We start from the raw sequence: 19880 nt of genomic DNA, 5'->3' as shown, positions 1-19880 counted from the left end.
ACATGCGGCGCTCACCCGGCCACAGGCGCACCCCGCCACGCCAGACCTCGATGACGGTCGCGCGTGGTAGTTGGGTCAGCCTGTTCGCCATGCTGATGATTTTTATCGGTCCGCTGATTTCTCAGTCGATGCCGATGGATCAGCGCGCGCCGATGTCCATGAGCATGTCGATGGACATGCACGCGGACATGGACATGCCGTCCGATGCCCACGCCGGACACGACACCCAAGCCTCTGCCGAGCACTGCCCCCCGCAAGCCGAACACCACGCCATCTGGGAAAAGTGCGGCTACTGCAGCCTGCTGTTCAGTTGTCCTGCACTGCCGGGCAGCCAAGTGCTGGCGATCTTTGATTCGCCGCTGGTCCACACCTTCCTCAGCCTCTCGCCGCGCCAGGGCCATGCCCGGCAAACGGTATTCCCCGGCGCTCGCACCCGCGCCCCGCCCATCGTCACGTAGACACCCACGCCACCACTGACACGGCCACCTGTTGCGCATCACCGCCACGGGCTGCGGGTCGTGTGTTTACGACTGATTGATGGAACCTTCAATGTCCAGGTTTTCTGCTGACTCACGGCTGAGCGACGCTCAGCTTTCCCTCAAGCCGGATGCTGCACGCATTCGCCTCAAACACGCCCTCGCGGTGTTCTGCGGCGCGCTGCTGGCGCCCATGGCCCATGCCGGCGAAACCGCGGCCGAGCATGCCCGACACAGCGAAGAGCTGAGCCCGACGGTGATCACCGGCATCGCTCCCAGCTCGCCACTGACCGTCGTCACCAACCCCAAGGACCCGCGCCAACCAGTGCCGGCCAGCGACGGTGGCGACTACCTGAAAACCATTCCCGGCTTTGCCCTGGTGCGCAATGGCGGCACCAATGGCGACCCGGTGCTGCGCGGCATGTTTGGCTCGCGGCTGAACATCCTGACCAATGGCAGCATGCTGCTGGGCGCCTGCCCCGGGCGGATGGATGCGCCGACCTCGTACATTTCACCGGAAACTTACGACACCCTGACCGTGATCAAGGGCCCGCAAACCGTGCTCTGGGGCCCCGGTGCCTCGGCCGGCACCATCCTGTTCGACCGTGAGCCGGAACAGTTCGGCGAACTCGGCAGCCGGATCAACGCCAGCGTGCTGGGCGGCTCCAGCGGGCGCTTCGACAAGGTCGTGGACGCTGCCGCCGGCGGTCCGCAGGGCTACGTGCGGGTGATCGGCAACACCGCACACTCCGACGACTACAAGGACGGCAACAACGACACCGTGCCGTCGCGCTACGACAAGTGGAACGGTGACGTGGCGCTGGGCTGGACGCCGAACGCCGACACCTTGCTCGAATTGACCGCCGGCAAGGGCGACGGCGAAGCACGTTATGCCGGACGCGGCATGGACGGTTCGCAGTTCAAACGCGAGAGCCTGGGTCTGCGTTTCCAGCAGTCGAACATCAGCGACGTGCTGGAGCAAATCGAGGCGCAGGTCTACTACAACTACGCCGACCACGTCATGGACAACTACACCCTGCGCACGCCGTCCGGCACCGGAATGATGGCCGGCCCCATGGCCTCCAACGTCGACCGCCGCACCCTCGGCGCCCGCGTCAAGGCCACCTGGCGCTGGGCCGATCTGCAATTGATCAGCGGTCTCGATGCGCAGACCAACGAACATCGCCAGCGCAGCGCCATGGGCATCGACACCTACAAGGACCTGCCCTACACCAAGGACGCCGACTTCCATAACTACGGGGTGTTCGGCGAGCTGACCTGGTACGCCGCCGAGCGTGATCGGCTGATCAGTGGCGCGCGCCTGGACCGCGCCTCGGCCAAGGATTTCCGCCAGAGTATCGGCTCCGGGATGATGAGCATGCCCAACCCGACCGCCGACGATACCCGCGCCGACACCCTGCCCAGCGGTTTCATCCGCTACGAGCATGATCTGGCGGACAGCCCGACCACGCTCTACGCCGGCCTCGGTCATGCCGAGCGCTTCCCGGATTACTGGGAGCTGTTCTCGCCGAACTCGGGGCCGGTGGGCTCGTTGAATGCGTTCGACTCGATCAAGCCGGAGAAAACCACGCAACTGGACATCGGCCTGCAGTACAAAAGCCGCGACCTCGAAGCCTGGGTCTCGGCTTATGCCGGCACCGTGCATGACTACATCCTGTTCGACTACACCCCGACTGCCATGGGCACCAGCTCGCGCGCCGAAAACATCAATGCGCGAATCATGGGCGGTGAACTCGGTGCGGCTTACAACCTGACCAGCAACTGGAAAGCCGACGCCACCCTGGCCTACGCCTGGGGCAAGGACACCACCCACGACACCGCACTGCCACAGATGCCGCCGCTGGACGCGCGCTTCGGCCTGACCTACAGCCAGGACACCTGGAGTGCCGGGGCCTTGTGGCGGGTAGTCGCGCCGCAAAACCGTATCGATCAGAACAAGGGCAACGTGGTGGGCAAGGACTATGACAAGAGTCCGGGCTTCGCGGTGTTCTCCCTCAATGGCGCTTACCGCATCGACCAGCACTGGAAGGTCAGCAGCGGTATCGACAACCTGTTCGGCAAGGACTACGCCGAACATCTGAACCTGGCCGGGAATGCCGGGTTCGGCTACCCGGCCAGCGATCCACAAGCGATCAATGAACCGGGGCGCACCTTCTGGACCAAGGTGGATATGAGCTTCTAAAGGCTTCGCCGGCACCTGCGGACAATCCCGTTCGCAGGCGCCGGGTAACTCGCGAACCGACACAACAACATAAAAGATGCATAGCCGAGCGGAGTGCTAATGATGAGCCAACCTAAAGTGTCCTTCTACAACCTGGCCTGGCGCTGGCATTTTTATGCCGGGCTGTTCGTTGCCCCTTTCATGGTGATGCTGGCTTTGACCGGCACCCTCTACCTGTTCAAGCCGCAACTCGATCCGCTGATGTACGGCAACCTGATGAATGTACCGGCCGGCCATCACAGCCTCAGCGCCGACGACATGCTCAGCCGGGTGCAAGCGGCTTACCCGAAAGGTCAGGTCACCCAGTACCTGCCTGCCGTCGACGCCGAGCGCAGCGCGCAGTTTGTGGTCAAGACCGCGGACAGTGAACTCAATGTGTTCGTCGATCCGTACCGGGGCGAGATCCTTGGCGATCAGGACGCCAAGTACAACCTGCAGGCCATCGCCCGGGCGATTCACGGCGAGCTGATGATTGGCACCGTCGGTGACCGGCTGGTGGAAATGGCCGCCGGCTGGGGCGTGGTGCTGGTGGTTTCCGGCGTCTACCTCTGGTGGCCACGGGGCAAGGGCGGCGCGGGTATTTTGTGGCCGCGCCTGAGCAGTCGTGGCCGGGTGCTGTGGCGTGACCTGCATGCCGTCACCGGGTTCTGGGGCGCGACGCTGTTGCTGGTGATGCTGCTCAGCGGCATGACCTGGACCGGTTTCTGGGGCAAGACTTACTCAGAGGTCTGGAACAAATTTCCGGCCGCCATGTGGGACAACGTGCCGACCTCCGATGAGCAAGCCCGCGACCTCAATACCGCCGCTCGCCAGACCGTGCCCTGGGCCGTGGAAAATACGCCGATGCCGATGTCCGGTGATCATGCCGAACACATGGCTCACAACAACGCCAGCCATGCACCGGCGGCACCCACCGTCAGCCTGCAGGACGTCCAGGCGATTGCCGTGCAACGCCAGGTCGAGCCGGGCTACAGCATCACCTTCCCGACAACGGCCAGCGGCGTATTCACCATCGCCGTGTTCGCCGACGATCCGCGCAACGATGCGACCCTGCACATTGACCAGTACAGCGGCAAGGTGCTGGCCGACGTGCGCTGGGAACATTACGGCCCGGTGGCCCGCGCCACGGAAATGGGCGTGATGCTGCATGAAGGCAAGATGTTCGGCCTGGTCAATCAACTCATTGTGTTGCTGATTTGCCTGATGATCCTGCTCAGCGCCGTCAGCGGCGTGGTGATCTGGTGGAAGCGCCGCCCACAAGGCAAGTTCGGCGTACCGCCGCTGCGGCATGACCTGCCCACCTGGAAAACCGGTGTGTTCATCATGCTTGCACTGGCCGTGGCCTTCCCGCTGGTGGGCGCTTCGCTGGTGGTGGTGTGGGTACTGGATCGGATGCTGCAGGCTTGGGGCAATCGACGAGTCGAGTCGGCTTCCTCTTCATCCTGAGCCGCCGAAAAATCTGCAATGGCCGGCGCTGGAAGAAGCCCGGCCATGCAACTTGTAAACTTTAATGAGGTAGAAAAATCTTGTCGCGAGCTTGCTCTCGACACTCTTTAATTCAACTTAATAACCTGCGATCGCAAACATTGACCCCCATCTTTCCTAAAAAAAGGAGGTCAACTTGATAAAGAAGATCGCAGCCTCCCTTGCATTCATTTCACTCCCCGCCCCTACCGACAACTCGCTTTACAACGGTTTTGCCGCCGGCAAGGACAATGCCCTGGCGGTTTACTTCTCTCATACCGATCCCTCGCTGAAAGCTACGGCGTAGGTATCGCCATCGTTGAAACGACGGCCGACGGCAACGTTTCCTTCAGCAAGTTCTATTACGGCCCGGAGTATGAAGGCGGCGGCCATGGCATGGAGACCTGCATCAAACAATAACCCTGCCGACCGTCGGGCGCCTTTGATCGCGCGCTCTACAACCGCCAAGCACCAATGCCGCGCACACCCGCGCACGCGGCCCCGCGAAAGCCCCATCTCGGTGCGCCGCGCGCCCTCCCTCTCGCTTCAAAGCGACATTTCCCGGTCTTTTCGCGACCGGGCACAACCCTTGCTAAAGCCCCTTCAGTAGTCCGCATCTGCCAACCCAGAAAAATTCAAAATGTTCATGGAGATCGCACAATGAAGCGTCGCAGCTTGCTCAAGGCTTTCACACTATCGGCATCGATTGCCGCGATGGGCATGACCTGGACTGTCCAGGCCGCCGAGACCATCAAGGTTGGCATCCTGCACTCGTTGTCCGGGACCATGGCGATCTCCGAAACCTCGCTCAAGGACATGGCCTTGATGACCATCGACGAGATCAATGCCAAGGGTGGGGTCAACGGCAAGATGCTCGAACCGGTGGTGGTCGACCCGGCCTCCAACTGGCCGCTGTTCGCCGAAAAGGGCCGGCAGTTGCTGACGCAGGACAAGGTCGCCGTGGTCTTCGGTTGCTGGACCTCGGTGTCGCGTAAATCGGTGTTGCCGGTGTTCGAAGAGCTCAACGGCCTGCTGTTCTACCCTGTGCAGTACGAAGGCGAAGAAATGTCGCCGAACGTCTTCTACACCGGCGCCGCGCCGAACCAGCAAGCGATTCCTGCGGTGGAATACCTGATGAGCGAGGAAGGCGGCAGTGCCAAGCGCTACTTCCTGCTGGGCACCGACTACGTCTACCCGCGCACCACCAACAAAATCCTGCGCGCGTTCCTGCACAGCAAAGGCGTCGCCGACAAAGACATCGAAGAGGTCTACACCCCGTTCGGTCACAGCGATTACCAAACCATTGTCGCCAGCATCAAGAAGTTCTCGGCCGGCGGCAAAACCGCAGTCATTTCCACGGTCAACGGCGACTCCAACGTGCCGTTCTATAAAGAGTTGGCCAACCAGGGCCTGAAGGCCACCGACGTACCGGTGGTGGCCTTCTCGGTGGGCGAAGAAGAACTGCGCGGTATCGACACCAAGCCGCTGGTGGGCAACCTCGCGGCGTGGAACTACTTCGAATCAGTGGATAACCCGGTGAACCAGAAGTTCGTCGCCGACTGGAAAGCCTACGCCAAGAAACACAACCTGCCGGGGGCCGATAAAGCGGTGACCAACGACCCGATGGAAGCTACCTATGTCGGCATCCACATGTGGGCGCAGGCCGCAGAGAAAGCCAAGTCCACCGATGTCGACAAGGTTCGCGAGGCCCTCGCCGGCCAGACCTTCGCCGCCCCGTCGGGCTACACCCTGACCATGGACAAGACCAACCACCACCTGCACAAGCCGGTGATGATCGGCGAGATCCAGGCCGATGGGCAGTTCAACGTGGTCTGGCAGACCGAAGGTCCAGTACGCGCCGAGCCGTGGAGCCCGTTCATCGCCGGCAATGACAAGAAGCCGGATTATGCGGTGAAGAGTAACTGAAGCCACTGGGTGTCGGCCCCTCAGGCCGACATACACCTACTGTAGGAGCGAGCCTGCTCGCGATGAGGGCCTGACAGGCGACTTGATGGTGAATGTCAGGTCCCCTTCGCCGGCAAGCCGGCTCCTACAAGGTCCGCGCATGACCAGGACATTTGAAATGCCCACTGCCCTCTACCGATTCATTCTCGCCATCGCCCTGTTATTGCCGATGGCCGCCCACGCCGGCGACGCCGAAGACTTCGCCGCCGCCAATCCCGCGCAGCAAGCCAAACTGCTTGAAGCCTGGGCCGCACAGCCCGACCCGGCGCGCATCGAACTGATCGAAGGCTTGCAGCGCGGCGAGATGAGCATCGATGGCCAGCCGAAAACCCTGCGCCTGAACAATCGCCTGCGGGGTCTGATCGACACTGCCTTGGCCAGTCATCAACTGCTCGCGGCGGACGCACAATTGCGTCTTGGCGCTGCGCAGCAACTGCAGAAGAGCGCCAAACCGGCGCAGTTGCCGTTCCTCGATCAACGTCTGGCCGCCGAGCAGGACGAAGGCGTTCACGCCGCCCTGAGCCTGGCCCTGGCCAACCTGCAACTGGTCGACAGTAATCCGGCAGTGCGCCTGGCTGCCGTGCGCCTGCTCGGTGAAACCGGCGACCCACTGGCCCGCACGCGCCTCGAAGGCCTGCTGGAACCAGGCGTCGAAAGCGATGCCGGGGTGCTCACCGCCGCGCAGACCAGCCTCGGCCAGGTCAAGCGCAAGCTGCTGGTAGGTGAGTTGCTCGGCCAGGCTTTCAGCGGCATGTCCCTGGGGTCGATTCTGCTGCTGGCAGCCCTCGGTCTGGCCATCACTTTCGGCTTGCTGGGGGTGATCAACATGGCCCATGGCGAGATGCTGATGCTCGGCGCCTACTCCACTTATGTGGTGCAGTTGTTGCTGCAACGCTTCGCCCCCAACGCCATCGAGTTCTATCCCCTGCTCGCCCTGCCGGTGGCCTTCTGCGTGACGGCCGGGATCGGCATGGCCCTGGAACGCACAGTGATTCGCCACCTCTACGGCCGGCCTCTGGAAACGCTGCTCGCCACCTGGGGCATTAGCCTGATGCTGATCCAGTTGGTGCGCCTGCTGTTCGGCGCGCAGAACGTCGAGGTGGCCAACCCGGCCTGGTTGTCGGGTGGAGTGCAGGTGCTGCCCAACCTGGTGTTGCCGTACAACCGCATCGTGATCATCGGCTTTGCCCTGTTCGTGGTGGTGCTGACCTGGTTGCTGTTGAACAAGACCCGTCTCGGCCTGAATGTGCGCGCGGTGACGCAGAACCGCAACATGGCCGCCTGCTGCGGCGTGCCCACCGGGCGCGTGGACATGCTCGCCTTCGGCCTCGGTTCGGGAATCGCCGGCCTCGGTGGCGTGGCGCTGAGTCAGATCGGCAACGTCGGCCCCGACCTCGGCCAGAGCTACATCATCGATTCTTTCCTGGTAGTGGTGCTCGGTGGCGTCGGACAACTGGCCGGTAGCGTGTTCGCCGCCTTTGGCCTGGGGATCGCCAACAAAATCCTCGAGCCGCAGATCGGTGCGGTGCTGGGCAAGATCCTGATCCTCGCGCTGATCATTCTGTTCATCCAGAAACGCCCGCAAGGCCTCTTCGCACTCAAAGGACGGGTAATCGACTGATGAACCAGCCCCTGCTCATTACCGCCACGCAAAAAGCCGGACCACGGCTGACGATCGCCACGGGCATCGTGGTGCTCGCCCTGCTGCTGAGCTTGCCGCTGCTGTCGCTGTTGCCGGCCGACAGTGCGCTGCACGTCTCGGCCTACACCCTGACTCTGGTCGGCAAGATTCTCTGCTACGCGATTGTCGCCCTGGCCTTGGACCTGGTCTGGGGTTATGCCGGTCTGCTGTCCCTCGGCCACGGCCTGTTCTTCGCCCTCGGCGGCTATGCCATGGGCATGTACCTGATGCGCCAGGCCGCCGGCGATGGCTTGCCGGCGTTCATGACCTTCCTGTCCTGGACCGAGCTGCCCTGGTATTGGGCCGGCACCAGCAGCTTTCTCTGGGCCCTGTGCCTGGTGGTGCTGGCACCGGGTCTACTGGCGCTGGTGTTCGGGTTCTTTGCCTTCCGTTCACGGATCAAGGGCGTGTATTTCTCGATCATGACCCAGGCCCTGACCTTCGCCGGCATGCTCCTTTTCTTCCGCAACGAGACCGGGTTTGGCGGCAACAACGGTTTCACCAATTTCCGCAGCATCCTCGGTTTCGGCATCACCGAACCCGGCACCCGTGCCGTGCTGTTTCTCGCCACGGTGCTGCTGCTGGTGGGCAGCCTGTTCATCGGTTGGCGCCTGGCTCGCAGCAAGTTCGGCCGGGTGCTCACCGCGCTGCGCGATGCGGAAAACCGCTTGATGTTTTGCGGTTACGATCCACGCGGCTTCAAGCTGTTCGTCTGGGTCCTGAGCGCGGTGTTGTGTGGCCTGGCCGGCGCGCTGTACGTACCGCAGGTGGGCATCATCAACCCCAGTGAAATGTCGCCGACCAACTCGATCGAGGCGGCGGTGTGGGTCGCCTTGGGCGGTCGCGGCACGCTGATCGGCCCGCTGCTGGGCGCCGGCGTGGTGAACGGCATGAAGAGCTGGTTCACCGTGGCCTTCCCCGAATACTGGCTGTTCTTCCTTGGCGCCCTGTTCATCGTGGTGACCCTGTACCTGCCCAAAGGCGTGATTGGCCTGATGAAAAAAAGAGGTGAGCAATGAGAGTCACCGCGACCGCCGAGTTCATGCTCGAACCCATCCTCGAACCGAACAAGGATGCCGGCAGCAGCCGCGACGCCATCGGCCTCGGCCAGCGCACCGAAAAAGGCCTGAATACCCGCCACGGCACCATCCTCACGCTGGAGGACATCAGCGTCAGCTTCGATGGTTTCAAGGCCCTGAATAACCTCAACCTGTACATCGGTGTTGGCGAATTGCGCTGCATCATCGGTCCCAATGGCGCGGGAAAAACCACTTTGATGGACGTGATTACCGGCAAGACCCGGCCCACTCACGGCAAGGCCTGGTTCGGTGAAACCCTGGACCTGACCCAGATGAGCGAAGTGCAAATCGCCCAGGCCGGGATAGGTCGCAAGTTTCAGAAGCCGACGGTGTTCGAAGCCCTGAGCGTGTTCGAGAATCTCGAGCTGGCGCAGAAGACTGACAAGTCGGTGTGGGCCAGCCTGCGGGCGCGGCTCAGCGGCGAACAGAAAGATCGCATCGACGAAGTGCTCGACACCATCCGCCTGACTGCGTCGGCTCAGCGCCAGGCAGGCCTGCTGTCCCACGGCCAGAAGCAGTTCCTGGAAATCGGCATGCTGCTGATGCAGGACCCGCAACTGTTGCTGCTCGACGAACCGGTGGCCGGCATGACCGACGCCGAGACCGAGTTCACCGCCGAACTGTTCAAGCGCCTGGCCGGCAAGCATTCGCTGATGGTGGTGGAGCACGACATGGGCTTCGTCGGCTCGATTGCCGACCACGTCACCGTGTTGCACCAGGGCAGTGTGCTGGCCGAGGGCTCGCTGGCGCAGGTGCAGGATGATGAGCGGGTGATTGAGGTTTATCTGGGCCGATAAATCGATCTGTAGGAGGAGAATTTGAACATGCTGCAAATCGAAAAACTGCACCAATACTATGGCGGTAGCCACATCCTGCGCGGCCTGACGTTTGAGGTGAAAGTCGGCGAAGTCACCTGCCTGCTGGGGCGTAATGGCGTGGGCAAGACCACCCTGCTCAAATGCCTGATGGGGCTGTTGCCAGCCAAAGAAGGCGCGGTGAACTGGGAGGGCAAGGCCATCACCGGTTTCAAGCCGCACCAGCGCGTGCAGGCCGGGATCGCTTATGTGCCCCAGGGGCGGGAAATCTTTCCGCGACTGACGGTCGAAGAAAACCTGCTGATGGGCCTGTCACGCTTCCCCGGCAGCGAAGCCAAGGAGGTCCCGGCGTTCATCTACGAGCTGTTCCCGGTATTGCTGCAAATGAAGCAGCGACGCGGCGGCGACCTGTCCGGCGGACAACAGCAACAGTTGGCGATCGGCCGAGCCCTGGCCAGCCGCCCGCGGCTGCTGATCCTCGATGAACCCACCGAAGGCATTCAACCCTCGGTGATCAAGGAGATCGGCGCGGTGATCAAGCAACTGGCGGCGCGCGGCGACATGGCGATCCTGCTGGTGGAGCAGTTCTACGATTTCGCCGCCGAACTGGCCGACCAGTACCTGGTGATGTCGCGCGGGGAAATCGTCCAGCAAGGTCGCGGCGAAAACATGGAGGCCGAAGGTGTACGCGGCCTGGTAACGATTTAGTCTGTAGCGTCCTGACGATAATTAGAAAATATGACTGCCCCTGCCCCTCATGCTCTATTCACGCCCAGCTGGCACGCCGAACTGCAACTCGGCTACGCCCGCTTCGGTGACAGCACCCGGCCGACCCTGCGCCGCCACAGCGGACCGCTGCGGGTGCAAAAACACCTGTACGCCGAGGGCCCGCAGGTCTGCCAGCACATCATCGTGCACCCGCCTGGCGGCATCGCCGGTGGCGACCGGCTGGACATCAGCGCCAGCGTCGAGCGCGACGCCTGGGCGCAACTGACCAGCCCCGGCGCCGCCAAGTGGTATCGCGCCAACAGCCCCGCCTATCAGCAACTCGAGGTGACGGTGGCGGCCGGTGCCACACTGGAATGGTTGCCCCAGGAAACCATCGTCTTCAGCGCAGCCCAAGCGGAACTGAGCACTTCGATCGACCTGCAGGGCGACGCCCGATTGTTTTATTGGGACGTGATTGCCCTCGGCCGCCCCGCCAGTGACGAACGCTTCGAACGCGGGCACTTTCAGTCGCAATTGAACATCCGACGCGACGGCCAGTTGCTCTGGCATGAGCGCCAACGCATTGTCGGCAACGACGGTTTGCTCGACTCGCCAATCGGCCTGGACGGTCAGCCGGTGTTCGCCACCTTGCTGGTCACCGGCGAGATCGACAGCGAACTACTGGAACGTTGCCGTGCGCTGGATCATCCAGTACGCGGCGACCTGACCCAGTTGCCGGGCCTGCTGGTTGCGCGCTGCCTGGCCAGTGAAGCATTGCTGGCGCGCGGCTGGCTGATTGCGCTGTGGAGGCTGTTGCGCCCGGCGTTGCTGGGCCGTGAAGCACTCGCGCCACGCATATGGAACACCTGAATATGCCCCTTTATCTGCCGACCATGGATTCTCAACGATGGACCTGACCCCACGCGAAAAAGACAAGCTGTTGATCTTCACCGCCGGCCTGGTGGCCGAGCGCAGGCTGGCTCGCGGCGTGAAACTGAACTACCCGGAAGCCATGGCCTATATCTCCGCCGCACTGCTCGAAGGCGCGCGCGACGGCCAGACCGTGGCCGAGTTGATGCACTTCGGTACGACCCTGCTGAGCCGTGAACAGGTGATGGAAGGCATCCCGGAAATGATTCCCGAGATCCAGGTCGAAGCCACTTTTCCCGACGGCACCAAGCTGGTCACCGTCCATCAACCCATCGCCTGAGATCCGCTCATGACTTATGCCATCCGCGATGCCCTGCACGCCGACCTGCCGGCGATTCGCGACATCTATAACGACGCCGTGCTCAATACGACGGCGATCTGGAATGAGCAGGCCGTCGACCTCGGCAATCGCCAGGCCTGGTTCAGTGCGCGCCAAGCCCAGGGCTATCCGATCCTGGTGATCGTCGACACCGCCGAGCGCGTGCTGGGCTACGCCTCCTTCGGCGACTGGCGGCCGTTCGACGGTTTCCGCCACACCGTCGAACACTCGGTGTATGTGCGCAGCGACCAGCGCGGCAACCGCCTCGGCCCACGGCTGATGGAGACACTGATCGAGCGCGCCAGAGGCTGCGACAAACATGTGATGGTGGCGGCCATCGAAAGCGGTAACGCCGCGTCCATCCGTCTGCATGAGCGGATCGGCTTCATCACCACCGGGCAGATGCCACAAGTGGGCACCAAGTTCGGCCGCTGGCTGGACCTGACCTTCATGCAACTGACCCTCAACCCAGGCTCAGAGCCTCCCTTCTTCAACAAGGAGTAAGCCACGATGAACGCTGCCCAACTACGCCGGGTCAACGCCGAGAGCTTTGCGCAGTATCGCCGGGGTCTTATCAACCTGCTGCTTGATGCGGTGGAGCACGGTGCGTCGATTGGTTTCCTCGCTGATTTCGATGAGACCCAGGCGCACGCCTACATCAACAGCGTGCAGGCCGATGTTGAGCACGGCAGCCTGTTGCTGTGGGTGGTGGTGGTCGACGACGAAAAAGTCCTCGCCAGCGTGCAACTGGGGCTATGCCAGAAAGCCAACGGGCGCAATCGCGCCGAAGTGCAGAAGCTCCTGGTGTTGCACCAGGCGCGCCGGCGCGGCTTGGGACAGCAATTGATGAGCACCCTGGAGCTCGCCGCCCGCCAGCATCAGCGCGGCCTACTTTATCTGGACACCGAAGCCGGTTCGGCGGCAGAGGCTTTCTATCAGGCGTTGGGCTATACCCGTGTCGGCGAGTTGCCGAACTACTGCCAAAGTCCGGCCGGCCATTACGCGCCGACCGCCATCTACTTCAAGACCCTGGGACAACCTGCATGATTCCTGGCGAATACCGGATCCAACCCGGCGAGATCGAACTCAATGCCGGTCGCCGCACCCTGAGCCTGACCGTGGCCAACCGTGGCGACCGGCCGATCCAGGTCGGCTCGCACTATCACTTTTTCGAGACCAACGACGCGCTGATGTTCGACCGCGCCGCCAGCCGTGGCATGCGCCTGAACATCCCCGCCGGCACCGCCGTGCGCTTCGAGCCAGGGCAGAGTCGAGAAGTCGAGCTGGTCGAACTGGCGGGCTTGCGCCGAGTATTCGGCTTTGCCGGCAGGATCATGGGCGACCTCTAAACAACGCCTGCCCCCGTAGGAGCGAGCTTGCCCGCGATAGCGAGCACCGCGAGCGGTCTCAACCTCAATTGAATCCCAAGGCAACTCCATGAAAATCTCCCGTCAAGCCTACGCCGACATGTTCGGCCCCACCGTCGGTGACAAGGTCCGCCTGGCCGATACCGAGTTGTGGATCGAGGTCGAGAAGGACTTCACCACCTACGGCGAAGAAGTGAAATTCGGTGGCGGCAAGGTCATCCGTGACGGCCAGGGCCAAAGCCAATTACTCGCCGCAGAAGTCGTCGACACCCTGATCACCAACGCGCTGATCATCGATCACTGGGGCATCGTCAAGGCCGATATCGGGCTCAAGGATGGGCGCATTGCGGCCATCGGCAAGGCCGGCAACCCGGATATCCAGCCCAACGTGAACATCGCGATTGGCGCCAGCACCGAAGTGATTGCCGGCGAAGGCATGATCCTCACCGCCGGCGGCATCGACACCCACATCCACTTCATCTGCCCGCAGCAAATCGAAGAGGCGCTGATGAGCGGTGTCACCACCATGATCGGCGGCGGCACCGGCCCGGCCACCGGCACCAACGCCACCACCTGCACCTCGGGCCCCTGGCACCTGGCGCGCATGCTCCAGGCCGCCGATGCCTTCGCGATGAACATCGGTCTCACCGGCAAAGGCAACGCGAGTCTGCCAGAGCCGTTGATCGAGCAAGTCAGGGCCGGCGCCATAGGCCTCAAGCTGCACGAAGACTGGGGCACCACCCCGGCAAGCATCGACAACTGCCTGAGCGTGGCCGATCAGTTCGATGTGCAGGTGGCGATTCACACCGACACCCTCAATGAGTCGGGCTTCGTCGAAACCACCCTCGCGGCTTTCAAAGGCCGGACCATCCACACCTATCACACCGAAGGCGCCGGTGGCGGGCACGCTCCGGACATCATCAAGGCCTGTGGTTTTGCCAACGTGCTACCCAGCTCGACCAACCCGACCCGGCCGTTCACCCGCAACACCATCGACGAACACCTCGATATGCTGATGGTCTGCCACCACCTGGATCCAAGCATTGCCGAAGACGTGGCCTTCGCCGAGAGCCGCATCCGGCGCGAAACCATCGCCGCCGAAGACATCCTGCACGACCTCGGCGCGTTCTCGATGATCAGCTCCGACAGCCAGGCCATGGGCCGGGTTGGCGAAGTCATCACCCGCACCTGGCAAACTGCCGACAAGATGAAAAAGCAGCGCGGCCCGTTGCCCGGCGATGGTGCGGACAACGACAACTTCCGTGCCAAACGCTATATCGCTAAATACACCATCAACCCGGCGATTACCCACGGCATCAGCCATGAAGTGGGTTCGATCGAAGTGGGTAAATGGGCCGACCTGGTGTTGTGGCGTCCGGCATTCTTTGGCGTAAAGCCGACGTTGATCATCAAGGGCGGCGCCATTGCGGCGAGCCTGATGGGTGACGCCAACGCCTCGATTCCGACCCCGCAACCGGTGCACTACCGACCGATGTTCGCCAGTTTCGGCGGCTCGCTGCACGCCACCAGCCTGACCTTCATCAGCCAGGCCGCGCACGAGGCTGGGTTGCCGGAACAGTTGGGTCTGAAGAAGACCATCGCCGTGGTCAAGGGCTGCCGCGACGTGCAGAAAACCGACCTGATCCACAACGACTACCTGCCGGACATCGAGGTGGATCCGCAGACCCACCAGGTCAAGGCCGACGGTGAATTGCTGTGGTGTGAACCGGCGGACGTGCTGCCAATGGCGCAGCGTTACTTTTTGTTCTAGCCATACGGACAAGGCCCCAAATGCGCGCATTCGGGGCCTTGTTCACCACCTTTTTCGGTTACGGCGTCTGTTCTTCCTCCAGGTTGAGTATTTCCTGAGGAGTCAACAGATTGATCAACTTGACCTGCACGGCTTCGGCTTCGTCGCGCAGCGCTTTGTAGCGTGCGTTATAGACCTCGCTGGTCAGCGTCTCCTTGATCAGCTCAAGGTGCTCCATGCGCTCAATGATTGATTCGTAGGCCAAATCAAAGCGTGAGCGGTATTTGTCTTTGAGGTACTCGCGCCAGAAATCCCGTTGCGTAATCGAGTCGATCTCCGCCAGCGAATTCTTCAGGCTTTTGATCTGCCGCTCCGCCTCCGCCTCCGCCAGCTTGGGCTCGGGCACATACTGCACGCCGGTGTAATCGGCCTGAACAGGCTGTCCCGGCAAATCGAGCCGCTGTCGCAGACTGATCCGATAGGACAGGCGAACTTCAATTTGATCCAGCAGTACCAACTGCCGGCCAATTTCGCGCTTGGTCAAACCCGAGTGCATGATAATTGCCACCCGCTCGCGGATGTCCTTGAGCGCAAAGGCTTCGACCTGATCGAGACGGAACAGGCCTTTGGCCAATTTGAGCAGTTCGCGACCCGCGCCCTCCTCCCCCACCCGAGCCAGGGCTTTATGGATCTGCACCCTGACTTCCAGATCACTGAACATCAACGCTGCGCGATCACTGCAGGTCTGCGGCTCGCCGGCCGCCCTGAATAGCTCCTCGCGCAATTGCGTGTTGTCTGCCGCCGCCTCGAGAACTATCCAGACCCGAGCCTGCAGATCGCCGTAGGCTTTCCTGAACTCTGCGGATTGACTGAGCTTCTCCAGCAAACGGAAAAACTCTTCGCTTTCACTGACGCCGCGTCCGAGCTCCCCACCCGCCTCTTCTCGGTCGAGCGATTCAGTGTCGAGCCGTTGCCAGAGCTCCTTGCGCCTGGCCATTTGCGCCTCTGGTACTTCACCTAACCAGCGCTCGAGCCGCTGCGTGGAAGACGCCAGAACACCTCCTTCGGCTCCCCGTGCGGCAGGCTCATCAACCGGCCCAGGGATCAGGCCGGGTTCGTTTTCCCGCCGATAAATACGCTCCAGAATGTCCGCGTACTGCTGCACGCCCTGTGGTGACAGCGGGTTGCCGTTCAACTCGGTGATTTTCAGCAGACGGTCGATCGCATCGACTTGCTCGGGCGGCGGACTCACCGCCCATAAGGGAAACTCGGTGATCTGGTTATCGCGCAAATCCAGTTTTTCCAGCGAATTCAGCCCAATCAAACCATCAGGCCACTGGCTGATCCCGGTGCCTTGCAAGCGAATCTCGCTCAACTCGCGCATTTGACTGAAATCCGGCACGCGCTCCAACGGGTTATGGCTGAGCTGCAGTTTCTTCAGTTTTTTCAGACTCGACACTGATGCCGCTTCTTCGGCGCTCAAGCGAAGGTTATTACCGGAGAGATTGAGGCCGACCAGATTATCCATTTGACCAAGGCGCATTGGGATGTCGGCCATTCGGTTTGCGTGCAGATCCAGCCAGCGCACATCGGGAAAAGAATCGAGAAACTCGTTCGGCGCGGCCATCAGGTCCATACCGCTCATGTCGACAAACTCCACACCGCTGAAACTGGTCTCCAGAATCGGCAGCGCCCCAACCGTGCGGCCGCGCAATACCAGTTCATAGCCACGCGGGTAGCCAAAGGCGCTATAGCGGGTGCTGAGTTTGCGCCAACTGCGCTTGAGCAACTCAACCACCGCTTGTTTGTCGTGCGCGTCGACCGCAACCTCGCTGCCATCGGCCAGCGTGCGAGAGGTAGGCGATGCCAGCCACTGCCGAGTGCTCTCGAGCAAGCGCTGGTAATCCGCCTCGAAGTTGACCAGATAGAACTCACGGTCCTGCCCCAGGGTCAGCAGAAAACGACTCACCTGACCATCGGTGTAGCCGGGAAAAAGATTGCGTACCCGCGCCTCATCCGCGGCCTGCTGCGGACTCACACCAGCGCCACGCCCACTCAATGGATAGCCCAGCCGACCATCGGCCAGACGCTTTGGTGCTCTGAACCCGGGCTTGACCGGTTGCATGCCCAAGCGCGTACGCAGCTCGACAGGTGTCAGCAGATGCTGCCTGATCAAGGCTTTCAACTCAGCCCCCTGCCCCACATGCGGTAATGCTATAGCCTGGCGCTGTGCATCGGGCAAGGCGTGCTGGAGGGCAGCATAGATATCATCGGCACCATGCAAATGCCCGTCGTCCTGATCGCGGGCCTCGTACCGCCCCTGCTCAACGCGCACCAGAACCTTGCGACTGGCCGCCTCTTCGGCGCCGATGCTGACCCGCAGATCGCCATTGAACTCAGCTTCACGAATTTCCAGGCGCACATCACCCGACCAACCCGGCAGCTTCTCCAGTGAATTGAGGACGAGAACTTCGGCATCGCGATTGATCAATCCCTCCAGAAACAGCCCTTCATAGGCTCGCGACAGCCGCACATCTCGCTGGAGGCTGCGCAACTCTTCGGCCAGGCGCAATGGAATGGGCTTGGTCTGCAGCCTATCGGTGAAGTTCCAGCGCGCCATTTGCCGCTGCTCGGCACGGTTGGCGCTGGCCAGGAGTTCCTCGATTGCCTGGCGCGATACGCTGGGAAAGCGTGATTGCAGCACTGTCAGTCTGGGGTCACTGCTTGAGTCGGCGACGCTATAAAGATCATTGAAAAATTCGACTTTATGCACCTGCGCCAGCTTGACGATCTGTTCCTTCAAGCGGGCGATTTGCGTGTCCTGCTTATCGAGTGGACTGTCAGCTTTCCTTCCCAGCAGGGCGTTGGTGTCTGTCTGCTCCAGGGCATCGAGCAAGGTTTGCAACAGGCGGCCATCGGTCAGTTGCCGGGCCTGCATATTCACTACGCGAGTGATCTTTTGCGCGCCCTGCACCGTGAACTCCCGGACCGTTGCGGCCTGTGCGTCGAGCAGGCGTACCGCTAACGCCTCCGGCCATTGGCCGTAGCGGGTCAGGACATGCAATTGATTGATCGAATGTTCTCTGACGTCCCGTGGCTCGCCCCCCTGCAGGTCAGCGATAAAGCGTTCGACCTGGCGGTAGGCGTCAAATCGCCTGAGGGTATCGTCGAGTGCCTTGGGCGGTGCCTGGTTTTCCAGATGCATCCGGCGCAGGATACTTTCGTCGACACCGCTGACCCGCCGAACCTGCTCCAGCTCGACGTCACTGTAATCGCTGACACGATGTCCCAGGCGCCTCATCAGCTCAGGCCCCTGCCAAGTCTGCGGGCGCTCCAGTTCGTGGCGCCAGGCGCCACTGCCGTTATGGTGCAGCTCAGGGAAATAAGCGTCCGCCTGCTCCGGGTGGGCAATTCGATACTTGCCGCTGACAGGGTCCTTGCTCACTGCATATCGCTTGTCAGCCAAGGGCAGGAATTCCTGACCGTCATGTTGCAACAACCCCAACTCATTGGGTTTGAGGTCCTCCGGCAGCGCCCCTTTGTGTTCATAGGGCGCCAAGTCGGGTTTCCATAAACGAACCTCGCCATTGGCCAGGGTGACCGGCTTCAGACTCGCAAAAAACTCCGAGCGCCCCACACCCGTGACCTGCTCGCCACTCCCGCCCCCTGCCGCCGCCATCAGCGCCAGCTGGGCGACGTTTTGCGCCACATCCATCAGGTAGGCGAATCCTTCGTCCTTTTCCCCCTGCGCCAGCGCCTCGACACCCTCGACCAATTCATCGGTCAATTGCACCGCCATGACGGCCATCATCGCCACGCCCAAGGGCGGGACAAACAACGCCACGACATTGAGCACCGACAGCGCAATCCCCAAGTAACTCAGCATCTTGTCATGCCGCGCCTGGGCATCAGCGTCCGCGGTGGACACCGCCAGACTCCTGGTATCGTCCAGCAACTTGTTCAGTTGTTGATTGACCAGGAACACCCAGTAGTTGCCAGTGACCGGCGTTTCCTCCATGGCAATCCTGGCGTTTGGGTCAGGGACTCGCACCTGCACCTTGCTGCCTGACACTGCCTTGAATGGGGTCAGACGATCGTTCAGGCGCTGAAAGAAACGCGCCTTGTCCGACTGTTTGATGAACCGGCTAAAGAACTGCTGATAGGCCGGATCGCGCAGTTTCTCGCGTAACGCCAAGTGAAACTGCTGCGCAGAGGCGTACTCCTTGATAGGACTCACCGGGTCATGGGGAATGTAGACAATCAGCCGCTGCACCACGTCGCTGGCGATACGCTGCGGGCCGATCAGCAGCACCCCGCTCAAGTCGGTGTCACCCAGCAGGCGCAAGCCATTCAATTGAACCGGCTTGCCATCCAGCACCAGGTGAGGCGCCTGGTCCTTGACCTTGTGCAACAACGTATAAACATCATCTCCGTGAATATCGCCCTGCAGTCGGGCCAGTTCGATTGCGGTCGCAAAAGTGTCTTGCTGGCTGAGTTTGATACTGGCTTGCAGTTTAACTTCATCAGCGCTGTTACCCATACCCAAAACCGAATTGACATGGGCTTGATACTTGGCGCCCAGATCCAACTTGCGACACAACTCGGCAAATTGCTCGGCACTGAATGGCAATTTGCCCTGGGGTGACAGCAACAAAACCGTGTCCACACTGCGAGTGCTGCCATAGATGGCTGTTTCGTCGTCTTCGGTGAAGTTGTGCAAGGCCGCATCCAACAGACTGTTGGACAGTTGAATAGCATCGGAAAGGGGCTGGAGATTGGCGACCCAATGACGCAAGACAGTGCGATCTACATCCACCGTAATCTTGAACTGCTCAACAATCGCGGCTTGCAATAACGGGCGAGCGAAAGCCTTGACCTCTTGCAGGCCGGCCAACACCTTATCAACGCTGCTTTGCGAGGAGAAACCCTGCTGACTGCTGGTTTTGAACGCCTGCTTATGCGCGGCAGAAGCCTGGGCGTACCCGTAGGGGATCTTCAGTCCAACCTTGCGCAAATCGCGCTGCCTGTGAGGTGTTGCGCTGACCAGCCAGGGCGGAAGTTTGTCTTTGACAAACTGGTAGTGT

At 61.6% G+C, this 19880-nt stretch carries 16 protein-coding genes; 15 read left to right on the top strand and 1 reads right to left on the bottom strand.

Annotation, left to right across the window (positions count from 1 at the left end):
* Nucleotides 1-2: 2 nt before the first annotated feature.
* The 15 genes from KW062_RS03525 to ureC all read left to right on the top strand — a co-directional run bounded on the left by KW062_RS03525 (nt 3) and on the right by ureC (nt 14817).
* Nucleotides 3-458, top strand: coding sequence for a DUF2946 domain-containing protein (locus tag KW062_RS03525; RefSeq protein ID WP_256350885.1), 456 nt, complete (start codon nt 3-5; stop codon nt 456-458).
* Between the two features lie 91 nt (nt 459-549).
* Nucleotides 550-2679: a TonB-dependent copper receptor gene (locus KW062_RS03520; RefSeq protein ID WP_105753981.1), complete on the top strand. Its 2130-nt coding sequence runs from the start codon at nt 550-552 to the stop codon at nt 2677-2679.
* A gap of 102 nt (nt 2680-2781) precedes the next feature.
* The gene (locus KW062_RS03515) at nt 2782-4164 is read left to right on the top strand and encodes a PepSY-associated TM helix domain-containing protein (RefSeq protein WP_027617593.1); all 1383 of its coding nucleotides are present in this window, start codon (nt 2782-2784) and stop codon (nt 4162-4164) included.
* A 175-nt stretch (nt 4165-4339) separates the two neighbouring features.
* Nucleotides 4340-4489: a hypothetical protein gene (locus tag KW062_RS03510; RefSeq protein ID WP_155953782.1), complete on the top strand. Its 150-nt coding sequence runs from the start codon at nt 4340-4342 to the stop codon at nt 4487-4489.
* Between the two features lie 353 nt (nt 4490-4842).
* Entirely contained in the window at nt 4843-6108 is a 1266-nt protein-coding gene (urtA, locus tag KW062_RS03505; protein WP_027617592.1) for an urea ABC transporter substrate-binding protein, read from the top strand.
* Between the two features lie 157 nt (nt 6109-6265).
* Nucleotides 6266-7768 carry an urea ABC transporter permease subunit UrtB gene (urtB, locus tag KW062_RS03500; RefSeq protein WP_027617591.1) on the top strand — a complete coding sequence of 501 codons (1503 nt, stop codon included), beginning with the start codon at nt 6266-6268 and terminating at the stop codon, nt 7766-7768.
* On the top strand, nt 7768-8847 hold the full coding sequence (urtC, locus tag KW062_RS03495) for an urea ABC transporter permease subunit UrtC (protein WP_027617590.1): 1080 nt from the start codon (nt 7768-7770) through the stop codon (nt 8845-8847). Before urtB ends, urtC begins: the two co-directional genes overlap by 1 nt.
* A complete protein-coding gene (gene urtD / locus KW062_RS03490) occupies nt 8844-9704 on the top strand; it encodes an urea ABC transporter ATP-binding protein UrtD (RefSeq protein WP_027617589.1) in 861 nt (286 codons plus the stop codon). Before urtC ends, urtD begins: the two co-directional genes overlap by 4 nt.
* Nucleotides 9705-9731: 27 nt before the next feature.
* Complete coding sequence (gene urtE, locus KW062_RS03485; protein WP_027617588.1) at nt 9732-10430, top strand: urea ABC transporter ATP-binding subunit UrtE; 699 nt, start codon at nt 9732-9734, stop codon at nt 10428-10430.
* Nucleotides 10431-10460: 30 nt separating this feature from the next.
* Entirely contained in the window at nt 10461-11300 is an 840-nt protein-coding gene (locus KW062_RS03480) for an urease accessory protein UreD (RefSeq protein ID WP_105753982.1), read from the top strand.
* Nucleotides 11301-11337: 37 nt separating this feature from the next.
* The gene (ureA, locus tag KW062_RS03475; RefSeq protein WP_007907366.1) at nt 11338-11640 is read left to right on the top strand and encodes an urease subunit gamma; all 303 of its coding nucleotides are present in this window, start codon (nt 11338-11340) and stop codon (nt 11638-11640) included.
* Nucleotides 11641-11649: 9 nt separating this feature from the next.
* Entirely contained in the window at nt 11650-12183 is a 534-nt protein-coding gene (locus tag KW062_RS03470; RefSeq protein WP_105753983.1) for a GNAT family N-acetyltransferase, read from the top strand.
* 6 nt (nt 12184-12189) lie between these two features.
* Nucleotides 12190-12726, top strand: coding sequence for a GNAT family N-acetyltransferase (locus KW062_RS03465; RefSeq protein ID WP_027617585.1), 537 nt, complete (start codon nt 12190-12192; stop codon nt 12724-12726).
* Nucleotides 12723-13028: an urease subunit beta gene (locus tag KW062_RS03460; protein WP_027617584.1), complete on the top strand. Its 306-nt coding sequence runs from the start codon at nt 12723-12725 to the stop codon at nt 13026-13028. The genes KW062_RS03465 and KW062_RS03460 overlap by 4 nt, the downstream gene beginning before the upstream one ends.
* Before the next feature lie 88 nt (nt 13029-13116).
* Entirely contained in the window at nt 13117-14817 is a 1701-nt protein-coding gene (gene ureC / locus KW062_RS03455; protein ID WP_105753984.1) for an urease subunit alpha, read from the top strand.
* 58 nt (nt 14818-14875) lie between these two features.
* Here the strand turns inward: ureC and KW062_RS03450 are convergent, their stop codons facing one another.
* Nucleotides 14876-19810, bottom strand: a complete 4935-nt coding sequence (locus KW062_RS03450; RefSeq protein WP_105753985.1) for an NEL-type E3 ubiquitin ligase domain-containing protein — start codon at nt 19808-19810, stop codon at nt 14876-14878.
* Between the last annotated feature and the right edge of the window lie 70 nt (nt 19811-19880).

The sequence above is a fragment of the Pseudomonas fluorescens genome (assembly GCF_019212185.1).
Lineage (GTDB): Bacteria > Pseudomonadota > Gammaproteobacteria > Pseudomonadales > Pseudomonadaceae > Aquipseudomonas.
This window is presented reverse-complemented; position numbering and strand designations above follow the sequence as displayed.

Bases quoted from the DNA above. Each gene is read 5' to 3' on its own strand.
- KW062_RS03525 (WP_256350885.1), top strand. From the start codon at position 3: ATGCGGCGCTCACCCGGCCACAGGCGCACCCCGCCACGCCAGACCTCG.
- KW062_RS03520 (WP_105753981.1), top strand. From the start codon at position 550: ATGTCCAGGTTTTCTGCTGACTCACGGCTGAGCGACGCTCAGCTTTCC.
- KW062_RS03515 (WP_027617593.1), top strand. From the start codon at position 2,782: ATGAGCCAACCTAAAGTGTCCTTCTACAACCTGGCCTGGCGCTGGCAT.
- urtA (WP_027617592.1), top strand. From the start codon at position 4,843: ATGAAGCGTCGCAGCTTGCTCAAGGCTTTCACACTATCGGCATCGATT.
- urtB (WP_027617591.1), top strand. From the start codon at position 6,266: ATGCCCACTGCCCTCTACCGATTCATTCTCGCCATCGCCCTGTTATTG.
- urtC (WP_027617590.1), top strand. From the start codon at position 7,768: ATGAACCAGCCCCTGCTCATTACCGCCACGCAAAAAGCCGGACCACGG.
- urtD (WP_027617589.1), top strand. From the start codon at position 8,844: ATGAGAGTCACCGCGACCGCCGAGTTCATGCTCGAACCCATCCTCGAA.
- urtE (WP_027617588.1), top strand. From the start codon at position 9,732: ATGCTGCAAATCGAAAAACTGCACCAATACTATGGCGGTAGCCACATC.
- KW062_RS03480 (WP_105753982.1), top strand. From the start codon at position 10,461: ATGACTGCCCCTGCCCCTCATGCTCTATTCACGCCCAGCTGGCACGCC.
- ureA (WP_007907366.1), top strand. From the start codon at position 11,338: ATGGACCTGACCCCACGCGAAAAAGACAAGCTGTTGATCTTCACCGCC.
- KW062_RS03470 (WP_105753983.1), top strand. From the start codon at position 11,650: ATGACTTATGCCATCCGCGATGCCCTGCACGCCGACCTGCCGGCGATT.
- KW062_RS03465 (WP_027617585.1), top strand. From the start codon at position 12,190: ATGAACGCTGCCCAACTACGCCGGGTCAACGCCGAGAGCTTTGCGCAG.
- KW062_RS03460 (WP_027617584.1), top strand. From the start codon at position 12,723: ATGATTCCTGGCGAATACCGGATCCAACCCGGCGAGATCGAACTCAAT.
- ureC (WP_105753984.1), top strand. From the start codon at position 13,117: ATGAAAATCTCCCGTCAAGCCTACGCCGACATGTTCGGCCCCACCGTC.